Annotated in this window: 15 protein-coding genes and 1 pseudogene; 2 read left to right on the top strand and 14 right to left on the bottom strand. The window is 70.5% G+C overall.

From position 1 onward, the window contains the following. Nucleotides 1-707: 707 nt before the first annotated feature. The 12 genes from ACFHPP_RS26375 to ACFHPP_RS26320 are packed head-to-tail and all read right to left on the bottom strand — an operon-like array spanning nt 708 to nt 13,501. A complete protein-coding gene (locus ACFHPP_RS26375) occupies nt 708-2,009 on the bottom strand; it encodes an MFS transporter (RefSeq protein ID WP_437166225.1) in 1,302 nt (433 codons plus the stop codon). After that, entirely contained in the window at nt 1,999-3,579 is a 1,581-nt protein-coding gene (locus ACFHPP_RS26370) for a glycosyltransferase family 2 protein (protein WP_437166224.1), read from the bottom strand. Before ACFHPP_RS26370 ends, ACFHPP_RS26375 begins: the two co-directional genes overlap by 11 nt. A gap of 37 nt (nt 3,580-3,616) precedes the next feature. Then, nucleotides 3,617-4,237 (bottom strand): uracil-DNA glycosylase family protein, encoded by a 621-nt coding sequence (locus ACFHPP_RS26365; protein WP_437166223.1) that lies wholly within the window; start codon nt 4,235-4,237, stop codon nt 3,617-3,619. Continuing rightward, a complete protein-coding gene (locus ACFHPP_RS26360) occupies nt 4,234-4,971 on the bottom strand; it encodes a PIG-L deacetylase family protein (protein ID WP_437166222.1) in 738 nt (245 codons plus the stop codon). The genes ACFHPP_RS26365 and ACFHPP_RS26360 overlap by 4 nt, the downstream gene beginning before the upstream one ends. Beyond that, nucleotides 4,968-6,188: a glycosyltransferase family 4 protein gene (locus ACFHPP_RS26355; protein WP_437166221.1), complete on the bottom strand. Its 1,221-nt coding sequence runs from the start codon at nt 6,186-6,188 to the stop codon at nt 4,968-4,970. The genes ACFHPP_RS26360 and ACFHPP_RS26355 overlap by 4 nt, the downstream gene beginning before the upstream one ends. Continuing rightward, nucleotides 6,185-7,030, bottom strand: a complete 846-nt coding sequence (locus tag ACFHPP_RS26350; protein WP_437166220.1) for a sugar phosphate isomerase/epimerase family protein — start codon at nt 7,028-7,030, stop codon at nt 6,185-6,187. Before ACFHPP_RS26350 ends, ACFHPP_RS26355 begins: the two co-directional genes overlap by 4 nt. Beyond that, a complete protein-coding gene (locus tag ACFHPP_RS26345) occupies nt 7,027-8,487 on the bottom strand; it encodes a YcaO-like family protein (RefSeq protein ID WP_437166219.1) in 1,461 nt (486 codons plus the stop codon). Before ACFHPP_RS26345 ends, ACFHPP_RS26350 begins: the two co-directional genes overlap by 4 nt. Then, a complete protein-coding gene (locus ACFHPP_RS26340; protein ID WP_437166218.1) occupies nt 8,484-9,320 on the bottom strand; it encodes an MBL fold metallo-hydrolase in 837 nt (278 codons plus the stop codon). Before ACFHPP_RS26340 ends, ACFHPP_RS26345 begins: the two co-directional genes overlap by 4 nt. Then, nucleotides 9,311-10,318, bottom strand: a complete 1,008-nt coding sequence (locus ACFHPP_RS26335; RefSeq protein ID WP_437166217.1) for a Gfo/Idh/MocA family protein — start codon at nt 10,316-10,318, stop codon at nt 9,311-9,313. The genes ACFHPP_RS26340 and ACFHPP_RS26335 overlap by 10 nt, the downstream gene beginning before the upstream one ends. Further along, nucleotides 10,318-11,445 carry a class I SAM-dependent methyltransferase gene (locus ACFHPP_RS26330; RefSeq protein WP_437166216.1) on the bottom strand — a complete coding sequence of 376 codons (1,128 nt, stop codon included), beginning with the start codon at nt 11,443-11,445 and terminating at the stop codon, nt 10,318-10,320. The genes ACFHPP_RS26335 and ACFHPP_RS26330 overlap by 1 nt, the downstream gene beginning before the upstream one ends. Further along, entirely contained in the window at nt 11,445-12,356 is a 912-nt protein-coding gene (locus ACFHPP_RS26325) for an HD domain-containing protein (RefSeq protein ID WP_437166215.1), read from the bottom strand. Before ACFHPP_RS26325 ends, ACFHPP_RS26330 begins: the two co-directional genes overlap by 1 nt. A gap of 11 nt (nt 12,357-12,367) precedes the next feature. Further along, the gene (locus tag ACFHPP_RS26320; RefSeq protein WP_437166214.1) at nt 12,368-13,501 is read right to left on the bottom strand and encodes an inositol-3-phosphate synthase; all 1,134 of its coding nucleotides are present in this window, start codon (nt 13,499-13,501) and stop codon (nt 12,368-12,370) included. A gap of 390 nt (nt 13,502-13,891) precedes the next feature. Between ACFHPP_RS26320 and ACFHPP_RS26315 the strand changes: the two are divergent. Next, nucleotides 13,892-14,467, top strand: a pseudogene (locus ACFHPP_RS26315) (IS110 family transposase); the annotation flags it as partial. Between the two features lie 34 nt (nt 14,468-14,501). Here the strand turns inward: ACFHPP_RS26315 and ACFHPP_RS26310 are convergent. Continuing rightward, the gene (locus ACFHPP_RS26310; RefSeq protein WP_437166213.1) at nt 14,502-15,218 is read right to left on the bottom strand and encodes an ion transporter; all 717 of its coding nucleotides are present in this window, start codon (nt 15,216-15,218) and stop codon (nt 14,502-14,504) included. Between the two features lie 64 nt (nt 15,219-15,282). Further along, nucleotides 15,283-15,897: a hypothetical protein gene (locus ACFHPP_RS26305; protein WP_437166212.1), complete on the bottom strand. Its 615-nt coding sequence runs from the start codon at nt 15,895-15,897 to the stop codon at nt 15,283-15,285. Between the two features lie 217 nt (nt 15,898-16,114). On the opposite strand from ACFHPP_RS26305, the gene ACFHPP_RS26300 reads away from it, so the two are divergent. Then, complete coding sequence (locus ACFHPP_RS26300; protein ID WP_437166211.1) at nt 16,115-16,465, top strand: hypothetical protein; 351 nt, start codon at nt 16,115-16,117, stop codon at nt 16,463-16,465. The last annotated feature ends 67 nt before the right edge of the window (nt 16,466-16,532 follow it).

Raw genomic sequence — 16,532 nt, 5'->3', positions numbered from 1 at the left:
CCTGCTGCAGGACGAGCTGGTCAACGCAGCCGCCGGCCTGTCCGCCCATCCGAGGCGCTATCCCTGGCAGGCACATGCACGCGGGCTGGTCGCGCACCTGGTCTACGGGTTCGTCACCGACGCGACCTGGAACGCGCTCAAGCGGATAACCACCCGCTAACGCTGCGACGTCGGGCCGGCGTCTGGCAAGTTGGGGCGGAATGCGGACGCAGTGCCGCGAACCCTCCGCGGCCTTGAGAAGGTGAAACACGAATGGGCGGTGGTCTGCACCGCCCGATCGGGCTGGCGGCGAGGCTCTGGACGGTATCCCTAGTCAGCCTTGAACAACGCTGAAGTCCGCGGTCTTCCTCGGCGTTCTGGCTGCGGGAAGTATTCGTAATTGCAAGGCGGCGCCGCAGGACCGGCCAAAATCTTTCAAAACCGGAGCCCTGTTGAAGCCGCCGCGACGGCGTGATTCCCTCGGCGCATCGCCCTGCCCCCAGAGATCAACGGCATACCCGATCGCACGCAGTGCGTCCGCCTGCAACGATCACCAGGCGGAAGCGGCGCTCGGCAAGCTGTAGGCGGCGACGAGGCCGGCGGTGCCGGCGCCCGAGACGATGGTGGCTCGGTGTGCTTGCACGCGAAGCTCTTTCCACCTCACCGAAGCGGCCCGGCTCAGGGTGCTTCACTGCACACTTTAGTTTCTGTCACTCCAAACCACCACCCTAGACCGCACCCACCTCGCGGAGGCTTTGTGCAAGCGCAGCCAGCACCGCGCCGAGACAGAATACGGCCGCTGCGAAAAGCCCAGTCGCCCAAAGGTTCAGCCATTGCACCACGGTTCCCGCCATGGCGGCTCCGGCGACGTCGCCGAGGTTGAGAGCGGCCATGAACATTGCGAAGCGCGTTGCCGCGGCTGCGCCACGACTGGCGCGCATCACCGCCGGCGCCAGCGCCACGAACAGCAGCGCCGGCAACACCCCCGACAATCCGAGCGCCAGCGGGCCCGCCCGCGCCGCCCAGAGCGAGTTTCCCAGCGCAAGCAGGGCACCTGCCACGACATGACCCAGTGCACACAGCGCCAGCAGCACCGCCACCGCCCGCCCCGGTCCCACCCGGTCTGTCCACCATCCCACCAGCAGCGCGCCGACGGTGCCGGCCATCAGGGCAATGCCGGCCTGCCAGGAGGACAGCGCCTCCGCCTCCCACCCGCGCCGCTGGATCAACTCCACCGCTAGCGGCACGCGAAACACCGCACCGGCGAAATCGATGCAAAAGCAGAAGCCGAGCAGCGCGAGCGTTGAGCGCCGCCGCAGGATATCCCGGAGTTGCCGCATCACTGCTGCAAAGGATTCGCCGCCTGTCCGCATCTCACGCCGCCGCAGCGAGAGCCAATCGTCGCCCGGCGCCTCCCGCACCAGAAGCGGCAGCACCAGCACAAGGGCGCCCACCGCCAGCAGGGCACCGGAGGCGAAGGCCAACCCCCGGCCCGGCAACAGCCAGGCGAACAGCGCGGTGCCCACCGCGATGCCGGAGACGAAGCCGGCGCGCGTCACCGCATTCGCCCGGCCGAGCCGCGCCGTCGGCACATGGTCGATGATCATTCCATCGGTCGCGGTATCCACCAGCGCGGCCAGGGCGCTGTGCAGCAGGAACACGGCGCTGATTGCGGCGATGCCCTCGACCGTGACCGGCCCCGCCAGCAGCAGCCGCGCCAGTGCCAGCAGGGATGCCGCCAGCGCCAGCACCACCCAGAAGCGGCGCCGCCCCATGCGGAAGCCGCCGAAGCGATCGACGACCGGCCCCCAGAGCGGCTGCAGGATCCAGGGCAGCCCGACGGTCGCGATATGGGCGCCCACTTGCTCCGTGCTGGCGCCGAGGCTGGCGAAATGGTTCGGCAGCGCGGTCAGCGCGAAGCCCGCCACCAGCCCCTGGTAGCCATACAGCGCGAAGACCAGCGCCAAGCACCAGCCCGTCCGGTCCACCAGTGGCCAGCGCGGCGCTGCGCCGGGCGCTTCAGGCTGCATCGGGGCGCGCCGTCAGCACCGCGAAAGGAATGGCCAGCAGCAGCCCCGCCACCACCGGCAGCGCCACCGCCAGGGCGAAGCCCGAGCCGCTGGCCGCCAGCCCCGCCACCAGCACGCCACCCATGAGCGTATGTGGCCAGAGCAGCCGCGCTGCCTCGCGCCAGGCCACCACCCGCTCCGCCCGATGCTGCGCCGCCCAGCCGCGACGCCGCCCGGCGGCCAGCACCGTCAGCGTGCGATCGAAGGCGAGGATCGAATCGAACATCAGCAGGAAGGTCGCCTCGCGCAGCATCCGCCGCAGATAGGCGCCACGGCCGGAAGGGGCCGCGTGCCACAGCGCTTCCGCATGTCCGGCGAGGCGCGGCAGATGCAGCAGCGCGAAGCCCAGCCCCAGCAACGCCAGCAGCGCCCCGCGCGGCGTCGCCGCATCCACGCCGGCGTTCAGCACCGCCAGAGGCAGCATCGCGAACCAGGCCGGCGCGAGGGCGTAGTGCAGGATCGCCTGCAGCATCTGGAAGCGGCCGAGGGCGCCGAGGTCAGGCCGCCGCAGCAGGTGCAGGTACTGCATGTTGCCCGCCGCCCAGCGCCGGTCGCGCTGCAGGAATTCCGGCAGGTTCGGCGGCTGCGCCTCGCGCGACCCGTCCTCGGCGATGTCACGGTCCGGCAGTACCCGCACCGCCCAGCCCGCTGCATGCAGCCGCGCCGCCTCGACATGGTCGTGCGAGAGGATGTGCCGCCCATCCGGCAGTGTGCCGAGCCGCGCATGGATGCGGAAGGGCGCGATGCGGATCAGCGCATTGTGCCCCCAGTAGGGCCCTTCCGCCCCCTGCCACCAGGCCTGCCCGGTGGCCCAGGTAAGGGAGCCAGGACGGTGCCCGAAGCCGAGCATCCGTGGGAACGGCGCGGAAGCCGGCCGGCTGGCGATGGTTGATTGCAGAATGGCGAGGCCTGGGTCCGCCTGCATAACCCGCACCATCCGCAGTACCGCCGCCGCCGTCATCTCGGAATCCGCGTCCAGCAACAACAGGAAGTCGAAGCCCTCCGCATGATGGTCGAGGCAGTCCATGACGTTGCCCGCCTTGTAGCCGGCGTTGTCTGCGCGGCGCCGGTACCGCACCTGCCCTGCCGGCCGCGACGCCGCGAAGCGCGCCACCGCCGCCGCCTCGCCATCGGCACGTGCGCTGTCGGACAGGATGGCCAGCCCGAAGCAGCCGGCGTGCCCTGCCAGCCCGTCCAGCAGCCGGCCGAGCGGGGCCAGCACCGCCGCCATCTCCTCATCCCGCGCGCAGACGGCGATCAGCGTGCGGCGCCGGACCGGCGCATCCGCCGGCAGGTCCCGCAGCACCGGCAGCACCGCGGCCGCCGCATCGCGCGCGCCCAGCCGGATGCCGGCGCCAATCAGCCCGGTGGCGCCCGCCAGCGCGACCCAGGGTGCGTTCAGCACCAGGCAGGCCAGCAGCATTCCTTCCCATGCGGTCCAGCCGCCGGGTGCGAGGACGCGCAGCGAGAGCCCCACCAGGCCGAGCGCCAGCAGCGCCACCAGGCCGGTGAAAGCCGAGCGCCGCGGCATGAAGGCCGCGCCGGGCAGGCCCGGTGCCGGAGCGCCCTCAGGCGGTCTGGGTTGGGGTCGGGACACGCAGCAGGCCAGCGACGTCGGCGAGCGTCGTCGCGATTCGCGCGGCGATCATGGGATGGGTGCAGACGCAGTTGGGGCTGGGATGCGGCATCAGCCGCACCTCCAGCCCGGGCCGCGCCGCGCGCAGCGTGTCCTCCGCCTGCGCCGCGATACGCCCGGCCAGCACGGCCACGCGCAGCGCCGGCAGCAATTCCAGCAGCGCCGGCAGCCAGGCGCACCCGGCCTGCGCCTCGGCGGCCAGCGGCGCGCGGTTGCGGGCGCCCGGGGCGTGGATCATCCACGGGATCAGGTTCCACAGCAGCACGTCCTGGCGCGCCAGACCGGCCTCGCCGAGGAAGCGGCGCAGATTGGCCGCCGTGCCGCCGGCATTGTCGCGCGACACGATGCCGATGCCGGGCGCAGGCGTCTCCAGCAGCAGCAGCAGCACGCGGGCCGCGGCGCCGCAATCGGCGGGATCGGCTTCCGGTACCGGCCGGCCGGTCGCGACGCGAAGCCGTGTCGCGAAGTCGCGGAGCGGCACCATGTGCGGCGCCCGTTGCAGCAGCGCCAGCCGCGCCGCCAGTCCATCCGGGCAGGCGAGCACCGCGCTCATGCGGCGCGCGCCAAGGGCGGGTCGCCCTGCAGGCGGAACACCTCCGCCGTGCCCGCACCCTCCAGCGCCCGCTCCAGCCCGGCCGGGCCGCCAAACTGGAAGCCAAGCTGGCTGGCATAGGCCGCGCAGGCCGCCTGCTTGCGGGCGGCATCGCCGGGCAGCGCCGCCTCCGGCAGGCCCTCCAGCAGCGCCGCGCAGGGCATGGCGGGCGTCGTGGTTCGGGCCACGTAGGGGAAGTCACGCCACCACAGCACCGGCACCTGTACCTCCAGGCCACGCAGCGCCCGCAGCAGCAGCACGTGGTCGACATGCCCGCCGATCGCCTGCGGCGCCAGCAGTAGGCTCGGGCGCAGCAGGTCAAGAAGCGGCTCCATCGCCGCCGTCGCTTCCCGCTCCGCGGGATCATCCGCCCGCGGCGGTCCGAACAGGGCGGCGGCGGAGTGGTAGCCGCGGTGTGGCGCCTCGCGCAGCGCCAGCCAGATGGGTTGCGCGCCGAGCACGGCGCAGGCCGCGGCATCCTCAGATCGCCGCAGCGCCATGTAGTCCACCTCCGGCGCCAGGCCTTTGTCGGTCTGGCAGGCCAGGGCGAAGCCGGTGGGTTCGGGGACGGAGGCGGTGAACAGCGTCGCCACCACCACCTCCCACCCCGCATCCGCCAGCCGCGCCAGCGTGCCGCCGGCCGAGAAGGCGGCATCGTCGAGATGCGGCGACAGGGCAAGTGCGAGGCGGGTCACAGCAGATGCGGCGCCGTGCGGAAGCGGCACGGCTCCATTGGCAACGCCGCGTCGAAGTCGCGGACCGGTGCGCTGTTCCGCACATCCTCGTACATGGCCATGATCTGTCGCCCCACCACCTCCCATGAATAGGTGGCGCGGCATTCCGCCAGCGCCGCCGCGGCCAGGCCTTCGCGCAGCGCGGTGTCCTCGATCACCCGGCGCAGGTTGGCCGCCAGCGCGGGCACGTCGCCGGGCGCGCTGAGCAGGCCGTTCTCGCCGTGCCGCAGGCAATCCACCACCCCGACCGCGGTGCAGGAGACGCAGGCCAGGCCGCTCGCCATCGCCTCCAGCACCGTGTTGGAGAATCCCTCGGCGTAGGTTGGCGAGACGAACACGTCCTGTTCGCGATAGAGGGCCGGCGCCGCCGCGTAATCCGCATAGCCGGAGAAGCGCGTGCCGAGGTCCAGCGCTGCATCGCGGTTCCGGCAGGCCTCCAGATCCGGCCCGATGCCGCTGATGGTCGCGGCGAAGGCGACGCCCTGCTGCCGCAGCAAGGCCAGCGCATCGAGGAAGTCCAGCGCGCCTTTCCGCCGGTCGACGCGGCCATGGTAGAACAGGCGCAGGGGATCGCCCGCCTTCCGGTCAGCCGGCGGGTGGAACTCCGCCACGTCCACGGCGCCGGGCACGATCGTGAAACGGGCGCGATCGACACCAAGGCGTTCGACCACCTCCTGCGCGAAGCTGTCGCAGCCGATCAGCAGGCGGCCGGCATGGTTCAGCACGCGCAGCATCGCCTGCCGGTGCGTCTCGCAGCAGGATCCGACCCAATGCCCGTCGCCGCCCTGGATGGAGACCACCACCGGCACGCCGATCTGCCGCGCGGCCAGCAGCACGGCCCAGCCGGTAGGATAGCCGTATTGCGCGTGCAGCACGTCGAAGGGCGCGCGCGCATGCTCGGCCAGGATGACGTCCACCATCGCCTGCACGTCGCCCTCGAAATCCGCTTCGCCCTCGACCTCCTCGCCGGAGGATCGCAGCCCGATGACGCGCACCCCCGGCACCTCGGGCGGCGGTCCGCCGCCATAGATGCGCGTGCCGACCCGATCGCCGCGATACTGGCTGACCATCGTCACGTCGTGTCCCGCCGCCACCAGTTGCCGCAGCAGGTTCAGCGCATAGACGCTCATGCCGGAAATGGCGGGAAAGAAGCGCCGCGACAGGAACAGCACCCTCACGCCACGCGCCTCGCCTCGCGGCAGCCGCGCAGCCAGGCGAGCGAGGCCGGCACCATCGAATCGGCGCGGTGGCTTTCGCGCGACAGCTCGACGCAGACGAGCTTCCGAAAGTTGGCACGCTCCAGCGCATCGAGGCAGCCGGGGATGTCCATGTCGCCCTCGCCGAAGGGCAGGTGGACATGCACGCCGCGCGCCATGTCCTCGATGGCGACGGTGCCGATGCAGTCGGCGAACTCCGCCACCGCCGCCGCTGGATCGCGTTCGCCCGTCACCAGCAGGTGCCCGAGGTCGAGCGCCAGCGTCAGCCAGGGCAGTTCCGCGCGCAGCGCCGTGAAATCATCGACGGTCTCCACCAGCATCCCCGGCTCCGGCTCCAGCGCCGCCGTGATGCCGCTGCGCGCGGCATGTTCCAGCACCTGCGCCACGCCGTCCCGCAGCCACGCCCGCGCCTGGTGCGGGCTGACGCCCGGGCGCGGCACGCCGGCCCAGAAGGACATCGCCTCCGCCCCCAATATTGCGCCGATATCGGTCGCGCGGTTGAGGAAGGCGACGCGCCGCGCCCGCCCTGCCGCATCCGCCGTCAGCAGCGTCGGCTCATGCTTCGCGCGGGGGTCGAGCAGGTAGCGCGCGCCGGTCTCGATGACGCAGCCCATGCGACGCGCCGCCAGGTCGCGCGCCAGCGCCTCCGCCCGCGCCTGCCAGCCGGGCTCCATCGGGTCCAGGTAATGATGGTCCAGCGTCAGCGCCACGCCGTCATAGCCGGCCTCGGCAATGATCGCGACGGCATCCGCCAGCCGGTGGTTCGCGGTGCCGTTGGTGTTGTAGGCGAGGCGCAGGCTCATGCCGCTTCCTTTCGCGAGGCAAGCTGGGCGGAAAACGTGCCGGTCTCGCGGTACATCGGGTACAGGCCGCCGACGATGCGGGTGGCCAGGGCGGTGTCGAACCAGGCAGGTCCGCCCGCGCGCGCCTCGTCCCCCGGCCGCAGCCGCACGCGTTGCAGGGCTTCGCCCGGCGCATCGCGCAGCAGCGCATCATCGCGCGCCCGCAGCCGCCGCACGCCGCGCCAGCCGATGCGGTGGTAGCTCATCGTTTCGCTCTCGAGGCCCGGCACCACCACCTTCACCACGCGCACCTCGGCGCTGGGCGAGCAATCGACGTAGATAACCTCGAGGTCTTCCGCTGCCAGGGCGCGCACCAGCAGGTCCAGACGGTCCTTCGACGATGCGACGGCGGGCGCGCCCGCATCCGGCAGGCCCGACAGGCTCCGGCGCTGCCGTTCGGAGAACACCGTGCCGGCCAGACGCGCACGCAAAGCCGACGCGTCAAGCCCCATCCATTCCACCATGGCCGCCAGCGCCCGCGGCTCCTCCTCGTCTAACATGGCGACCGCAAGCTGGCGTTCGACATACTCCGGCGGCAGCGCCTTCCGCAGCAGCGGCACCGGACCATGCGTCGCGGCCTTGCGGGCGCGCGATCCGCAGAATTCGAGCAGCGCCTTGCGCAGCCCCCGCGCGCGGTCCGGATGCACCGCCTCGCCACAGGCCGTCACCTGGATCGGCACCACCGGCTGGCCGCGGTCGTCGCCCACGACATACAGGTTGGTCATGCCGAACTCGGTGCTGGCCAGTTTCACCGTGACCCCGATGCCGAGGCCGCACAGACGGTCCAGCAGGCCCTGCACCTGCACATCCGTCACCGCGTCCGGCTCCACCACAATCCCCTGGTCGAGCGCGCGGTAGCCGGTGACGTTGCCGTCGCGCTGCAGCGCTTCCATGATGCCATGTGCGATGGCGTGTTCCAGGTCGAAGCCGGCGCCGAGCCCATTGGTGATCGGTGTGATCAGTCGTGGCTTAGCGCCGAGCTGGTAGGGATAGGCCGCGACCCATTCGCGCGGCACCAGCACCGCCTCGCCGGATGGCCAGCGCCGCGCCTCGATCCAGTCGAGCGCCAGGTCCGGCGTGTAGTCCGAACCCGCCGGCAGGCAGAGCGTCAGCGGGTCCGCCACCGGACGTTCGCGCGACAGGCTCGCATGGCTTCCCGTGACGCGCGGCGCCTCGGCCACATGCCGGCCGACATGCACTTCCTCGCACAACTCACCAAGCGCGCCGACCTCGGCCTCGACGGAGGTGAAGCCGTAGCCGTAGCCGATGGTGGCGGGCTCGTCGGACAGGATCAGGTTGGCCTGCACCACGGGCACGCCGGTGCGGTCGAGCTGGTCGATGCGGAAGACGGAGACATGCGCGTCGCGTGGCATCGTCCCGCGGAAGGCGTCCGCCACCGCCTGAAGGTCATCGCTCATCGGGCCTCGCGCAGTTGATCCAGGGGGATGTGCCGCACGCCCGGCGGGCCGCGCAGCTGGTCGTCCAGCACGGCCAGGGCGATCTCCGTCGTGATGCCTGGCGCGTGTTCGAAGGGGGTGCAGACGGTGTCGAAGCGCAGCCCGCCGATCACCTCGCGGTAGCGTTGCACCTCGGCCGGCGACAGCGGGATGTCCTTGTGGAACGCCTTGTGCGTGGAGATCGCGGTGCTGTACCCGGCCGCGTCCTGGTCTACCTTGAAGGCATCGCCGCAGAACAGGATTCCGCGGGTGCTGTCATGCAGCACGGCCTGGCCCTCGTAGTGGCCGCCGACATGCAGCAGGCGCTGGCCGGGCCGCAGTTCCAGCGCCTCGTCATAGGGCCAGGTGACGCGGAACGCCTTGGTCATGCGAAGGTCGTCCTTCTGGATCGCCATGACCTCCGGCTGGAACACGTCCTGCAACTGCCACAGCGCGCCGTAGCCGTGGCAGTGCGAGGCGGCGAGGAATCGGATTCCGCCGAGCCGGCGGATCTCCTCCAGCATCTCCGGCGTGTAGTAGGGTGCGGCCTCGAAGGCGGTGTTGCCACCGGGGTGCAGCAGCAGCCAGCCGGTGCCGTTGAGCCCGAAGGGGGGCGCCGTGGTGAAGGCGACCATGTCGCGATCCAGCCGCCGCCAGCTACCGGTCAACCGCGCCGCCACCTCCGCCTCGCGCAGGAAGTGCCAGCCATCCGCCGGCAGGTCGTTGCGGGTATCCTCGCAGACCGGGCAGCCGCGTGGTTCGAAATGCTTCTGCCAGAAGCCGCAATGCGCGCAGGCCCAGGGGATCAGCGGCATGTGCCGGCTCCTTCATAGGCCTGGTGCAGCAGTCGCATCGTGTGCAGGTCCCGCGCGGCGCTGAAGCCCGCGCCACCATCCCGCATCGCCTGCCCGAATGCCGTCATCTGCCGCGCGAAGGGCGAGGCCTCCGCATTCGGCACCACCAGCCGCCGCGCCCGCCCGCGCTCATCCAGGTGCAGCACCGTGCCGCCGGGGTCCTGGCCCATCGTGTCCTCCGCCAGCAATTGCCCGGCCGAGCCGAGGATCTCGAGGCGCCGCCGCGGCAGCCCGTCGGGGCAGTTGTAGGCGACGTGCATCTGCAGCAGCGTGCCGCCGGCGCTGCGCCCGATCAGCACCGCGCCATCATCCACGGCGTAGCGCTGCACGCGCCGCTGCGTGAAGGCTGCCACCTGCTCCAGCGTCTCTTCCAGCAGGAACTGCGCGAGGTCGAGGCCATGCGGCGCCAAGTCCATCAGTGCGCCGCCGCCGGCGCGCGCGGGATCGGCGCGCCAATTGTCGCCCTCCCCGGTCACGCTCCACTGCGCGTCGAGCCAGCAGGCATAGGCGATGCGGATGGCGGTCGGCGTGCCGATCAGCCCCTGCGCGATCGCGTCGCGCATCGCTTCATGCGCGGGGTGGTGGCGCTGGTCGAAGGCGGTGCCGTACAGGATGCCGGCGCGCGCGACGCATGCCGCCATCGCCTCGGCATCCGCCAGCGTCGCGGCCATCGGTTTTTCGCACAGCACCGCCTTGCCGGCCGCCGCCGCCGCCTCCACCGCCGCACGGTGCAGGTGGTTCGGGGTGGCCACGTAGATGGCCTGCACCGCCGGGTCGCGCAGCAGCGTGGCGAGCCCCTCATGCACGCCGCCTGGCGGATCCAGCCGCGCCCTCGCCGCGTCGCGCGCAGCGGCGCCGATGTCGCAGACCGCCTGCACGCGATGCCCTGCCGCCAGCATCGCCGGCGCGGCGTAGTCCCGGGCGATCCAGCCATATCCGGCGATGCCCCAGCCCAGCATCACCAGCGCTCCGGCAGTTCGAGCAATTCGCGCCGCAGGGCCCAGGCGGCGGTATGCGCGCCGGCCACCGCCGTCTCCGGTGCCGTGGCGCGCAGCGGATAGGTGGCGCGCGGCCCGTATTCCCGTTCGTAGCGCGCGGAGGGCCAGGCGATGGCGCCATCCTCCCGGTACAGCGGATTGCGCTGCAGCCTGGCGCCGGGCGGCGGCAACGCCAGGCGGCCCGTGGCAGGGCGCGCCACGGCGAGGCCCGGCCCGGCTGCCACGGCGAAGGCTTCGACCTGCGCCAGGGATGCGGCGGGCGCGGCGGCGGGCACCCGGCCCTGCACCGCCGCACGCGTCAACTCGGCATCGTCGTAGAACAGCCCATCGGGGAACAGCGCCGCCATCTCCGCCGCCGTCACCGCGGCCCCGGCGGACAGGTTCGGCCAGTCGCGGTTGTGGACGTGGCCGATGGCCAGCACGCCTTGCGGGCCTGCCAGGCCACGAAGCCAGCGCAGCACGGCCGCCTTCGGCTCCAGGAAGTAGAAGGCATCGTGGCAGGCGACAAGATCGAAGCCGCCCTGGGTTTCGAACGGCTCCGCCGCGTCCAGCCCCTGCGGCTCCGCCGCGTCCAGGCAGATCAGCTCGGCCTCCGGCACCACCCAGTGCCGCGCGACCCATAGCTTGGCAAACACCACATCCGCGCCCGCCACCGCCACATCCCGCTGCGCCAGCGCCCGCAGATGCTGGCCGATGCCGCAGGCCAGTTCGAAGGCCCGGCGCGGCGCGTTCCAATGCGCCTCAACCAGCGCCAGGCCGGCGAGGAAGGTCGGGTCGCTCCAGCGATGCGCGAAGTAGTCGGCCACCGGCCCCCAGGCCAGCCGCGCCATCGCCTCACGCAGGCTCAGGCTCTCGCGGTTCGTGACGAGGTCGCGCAGAGCGTCCGGTGCCGCGATCGGGCCGCGCCACCAATCGTCCTGGTCCGCCAGCAGCAGCACCAGCGCCGCGTCCTTGTCGCCCGCATCGAGCAGCCCGAGCGCCAGCCGCGCCATCTCCTGACGCGAGGCACGTGCGAAGACGATACCATCCAGCACCGGCCAGCGGCGACCCTGCGCGTCCCGCACCGAATGCGGCCCGTCACGCCGCATCACGCCAGCAGCCCCACATCGCGCAGCACGCGATCCTGGAAGGGCTTCACCGGCCCGGCATGCACCAGCTCCATCTCCTCCAGCACGAAACGCAGCGTCATTTGCCCGGCGCGCAGGTGCTGTTCAACCTGCAGCACGCGGTCGAGTGTATCTGCGGCGTGAAAGGCGCGGCCCTCGGGCGTCGTCGCATCGGGCACGATACGCCTCGCCTGGCGCACGATCTCCATCACTGGCGCAGGTAGCTGCGCCAGCGCCGCCTCCGTCGCATGCCGGAAAGCAGTCTCTAGCTGGTCGCCGAGCAGTTCCTCCCCGACGAAGCCGGAATCCGGCAGCAGCGCATTGTGCAGATGATGGGCCAGGCCCGCGACATAGACCGTGGCAGGGTCGGCATTGTAGGCCGGGCACAGCAGCACGCCGTAGACCGCCACCATCAGGCAATGCTCGGCGTGGTTCTCCGGCGGTTCCAGCAGCAGCCGCGGACGCCCCGGGCAGGTGACGCCGGCGCGCGGCTGCCGTGCCAGCGATGCGACGAAAGGCGGCACCACGCCTGTGCGCAACGCAGCTGCCTCCTGCAGCGCTGCCCGCATCTCTGCGTCGATGGCCCGCGCCGCATCATCCACGGCCCTGGCATGGATGGCGCGCGCCGCCCCAGGCTGCACGCCGACGGCTGCGAGGGCGGCCGCATCCAGATCGCCCATCCGTGTCGCCGCCAGCGCCGCCGATACCGCGCCGCGCCAGCCCTGCCCCGCATCGCCGCCACCCGCGAGATGCGCCCATGCGGAAGCGAACAGGCGTTCTGCAATGGAACCCTCGCGCGCCGCCGACCGCACCCGCTTCAAGTCACCAAGTTCGCGCAGCAGCGGCAGGTGCTCCGCCCGAAGTTCCGGCCGCGTGGCCAGGCCGTCCGTCATCGCCGGCGCGCCTATTGCGGCGCCCCCAGCCAATCCATCAGCATGCGCTCCTGCACGTGGAAGGCGTGTTCCGGCGGGTGGCCGTTGCCGACCATCGGCGCCTTGAAGAACACCGAGAGCTGTTCCTGCACGCCGCCCTCGCCGCGCTGTTCGGCGAGGTCCAGAACGCGGGCGATTTCCAGCACCAGCGGCGCCGCGAGCACGCTGTCCTTGCACAGGAAGTTCACCTTGATCTGCATCCGCTGTCCCAGGAAGCCCGAGATATCGATGTTGTCCCACGCCTCCTTGTCGTCGCCGCGCGGGCGGTAGTAGCGGATGTCGACCAGGTGGTCCTCGACATGGTAGCCGAGGATGCTGTCCAGAACCTGGCCCTTGGTATCCAGCTTGGATCGCAGGCTGTCCGGGTCGCGCAGCGCCTCGCCGTCTCGGTTGCCGAGGATGTTGGTGCTGAACCAGCCATCGACATGCAGGGCGCGCGCCCGCAGCGCCGGCGCCAGCACGGTCTTCATCATGGTCTGGCCGGTCTTGCCGTCCTTGCCGGCGACCGGCACGCCCCGCTGCCGCGCGAAATCAATCAGTGCCGGCGCGTCCGCCGCCAGGCTGGGCGTGAAGTTGCCGTATGCCACGCCACTCTCGATGGCCGCATAAGCGTAAAGCATGGCCGGCCCGATGGACGGGTCATCGCGGTCCAGCGCCTGCTCGAAGGCCTCGAGCGAGCCCAGCGTCTCCTCCGCAACGGGCGTCCGCTCGGTGGAAGCGAGGTTGATCATGACAACGTTGTCGGCGCCGCTGCTCTCACGGAAGCGGCGCAGATCATCAGCAATCGCTTGCACAGCCGCGCGATGTCCTGGTGCCTCGCGCTTATTGGCGCCGTCGACACCGCGGCAGAAAGCACCGCTGCCAACGGCAGGCCACGGCCGGATGGCTGAGAGCGCCTCACCGGTGCTCGCCATCTGTGCCTCGTTCAGCACGCGATGGCCGGTCGCGGCCGTCGCTAGATCGGAACCGTTAAGATCCCAGCCGCCGAAGATCATATCGCGGTAATCAGCAAGACCCGGCACGTTCACATCGGCGAGCGGCAGCCCTTCGCGCCGGTTCGCGCCACGCCGAAGGATCTCGATCCCGGCAACCGCCGTCGTCGCCACAGCCCCGCCGAGCCCCACGACCGCTACGCCGAGACGGCGGCCTGGATTTATCGTCAGCATGCTTTCACCTTGGCTCCGAGCATTTCTGAGAGCTACAAGTTGGTCGCTTCTTATTTTTGCAAATCACGAGGATGTGGGTGAGAGCAGCGCAGTTACCCCTGATCAGTACGCTCTTAACATGCTGCACTCCGAGCGTAGAATTATGTCATGGCAGTGGGACCCGCAACCGCGCCGAATTTATTTTCGAAACTGCATTGCTTTCACCCGCTGTTGTTAGAGTCCATCCGGAAAGTAATTGAATCTGTTGAATCGGATGTGATTATGGCATGGCCCGCCCCTCACTGAGGCGCCCTGGGCTAGGGTCGCTTCTCTCGAAGGGAGGAGGCCACGATGTCGGAAGTTGCGGTACTCGGGATCGACCTGGGCAAGACCAGCTGCAGCGCTGCAGGCATGTCGGCGGGCGGGCAGATCGTGCTTCGCCGGCGCGTCGCGCGCGACGGCATCCCAGCACTGCTGGGGAAGCTGCCGCGCTGCGTGGTGGCGATGGAGGCGTGCTGCGGGGCGCACCATATCGGCCGTGCCGCGGCGGCGCTCGGACACCAGGTCCGGCTGATGCCACCGGAGTATGTCCGGCCGTATGTGAAGGCGCAGAAGAACGACGACCGCGACGCGGAGGCGATCGCCGAGGCGGCGACCCGCCCGACGATGCGGTTTGTTCCGCTGAAGGCCGAGGCACAGCTCGACGTGCAGGCGCTGCACAGGGCACGCGAGCGCCTGGTCGCGGAACGGACGGCGCTGATCAACCAGCTGCGCGCCCTGCTGCTGGAACGCGGGATCATCCTGCCGCAGCGGCGCCGCGCCGTGGTGGCCTGGGTCGACGCAGACACGTCGCGCGGCTTCGTTCTCGAACCGAGTGCGGCCGACCTCCAGCGCGCGGAGGAGGCGATCCGGGACGGCCGCGAGGACGCGCCTCGGAAGCCTCCGACGGACTGACGGGATCCTATCGATGCTCCCCCACCCCACGCTCCTCCGCGTCGCGGCCGACGAAGAAGCTCGCGAAGGCCGCCGTGATGTAGCCGAACACGGCGAAGGCATAGACCGCGAGAAGCAGGCACAGCACGCGCCCCTCCGCGGTGACGGGCCAGTAGGTCGAGCCCATGGTCGTCAGCAGCATGGCCGTCCACCACAGCGCATCCCCGAAACTGGTGAAGCCACCCTCCACCTCCGGCGCGCGCTCGAACGCATACATCCCCGCGGCGCCGAGCAGCGTGACCAGCGCGGTGAGCGCGGCGACGTAGCCCAGGCCCCGCCGGCGCATCGCGGCGCGCAGCGCGTTCATGGTGCGGTTGGCCGTACCCACCACGCGCACCAGGCGCAGGCCACGCGCGGCGCGTGCGAAGCGCAACAGCCGCACTCCGCGAAGCAGGCGGAAGGCGGGCGCCATCAGCGCGATGACCGAGAGCCAGTTGGCGCGCAGGAAGGAGAGGCGGTCGGGCGCCAGGGTGAGCCGTAAGGCGAACTCAAGGAGGAAGACCACCCAAATCACGGTGCCAAGCGTCTCGAGCAGCCGGTTCGCGCCGAGGGCGAGCTCCGCCACCACCAGGGCGAGCCAGGCCGCGCTGAGCACGAGCATCGGCGTGCGCAGCCACTCCTCCAACTCGGCCAGGGCGCCAAGCCGCTCCTCGGCCTCGGGTCGCGGCTCTACGGGACGTTCCATGCTCGGGTGGGCCTCCGGGTTGTGTCAGCGTGGAAGGATCCCCTGGAGGGGGTTCCGGCGCCGGCTATTGCAGTGTCACCCGAAGCCCAATGCCGATGAAATCCGACCCGCTCCCGCGTGGCGCGATAATGCCGAAGATCCCGGACCGGTGGTGCAGCCGCGGCACCACGGAAACGTTTGGCAGAAGAGGGTGCGAGAACTCCGCCTCGAGAGCGAGGTAATTGAGGAACTTTCGCGGCTCTTGGTCACGCGCCACGCCCTCATAGGTTGGACGCGCCAGCGCATAGGACAGCCCCTCGCCGATCCCAATGTTGAATCGTCCATGGGTCAGCGGCACCGGGATATCGCGTGAGCGCCAGAGCAACGCCAGCGTCACCTCGCCCTGATCCTGAAGCCCAAAGTGACGCCCGACCTGACCCTCCAGTTCGATAGAGCTGCCATTGAGCACCGGGCTGATCAGAGGCCAATCCGTGCGTAGCTCGCTCACGAGTACATTGTTCAGTAGAACGGAGACGAAGTAGGAGTTCTGAAACCCCGCATCCTGCGAGCCCAGTCGCTGCGTCGCACTCGGCTCACTCACCGAGAACCACTGGCCGGCATAGATCGTCGCGAACCACGTCCGGTCGCGCGTGGTGCTTTGGGCATCAGCAGGAAACGACATAAGCAGACACAAGGCCAAGCACGCACCTGCTATACGCGAGTGGTTCCGCATCGACGGTCCTCTTCACAGACAAGTTCAAGGCGGAGACGGTGGCGCTGCTGGAGAGCCGCGCCCAGGCGTTGCACCGCTTCATGGCGCCGGGCGAATGCCCTGGCGCACCCTAATGATCTGCGCTTGAATTCAAAAAACATCCTGTGGCCCCAAACGGTATACCTTGATTTCGGAAAGAAAACCCATGCACAAACTCCTCCTGCTCGCAGGCCTGTTGATGCTCTCGCCGGTGTACAGCGCATCCGCCCAGAACCTTCAGTTGCCCAACCTGGGCGACGTCCTCCAGGACACCCTCAACCCCAACCGTAACGACGGGCGGCGCGCCTACGAGGAGCGGCGGACTGAGCAAAACCGCCGCGAGGCTTATCGCGACGGCCGCGACGACGAGCGGCGGGCTTACCGCGACCGCGCACGCCGCAATAATCGTGTGGGCAGCCCGTCCTGGTCGCGCGGACGCGACGACGAGAATCGCGGTCGCGGTCGCGGGAACGGTCGCGGGAACGGCGGAGGTCACGGTCGAGGTCACGGCGGGTAGGTTTCATCCTCGAAGATTGGCGAAGGACTCCTCCTTCAGGCGACAACTTCCATTAACGGTCTTCGGT

It is taken from the genome of Falsiroseomonas sp. E2-1-a20, assembly GCF_051433195.1.
Taxonomy (GTDB): Bacteria; Pseudomonadota; Alphaproteobacteria; order Acetobacterales; family Acetobacteraceae; genus Falsiroseomonas.
The sequence above is the reverse complement of the archived record's forward strand: the minus strand, read 5'-3'. Positions and strand labels throughout refer to the sequence as shown.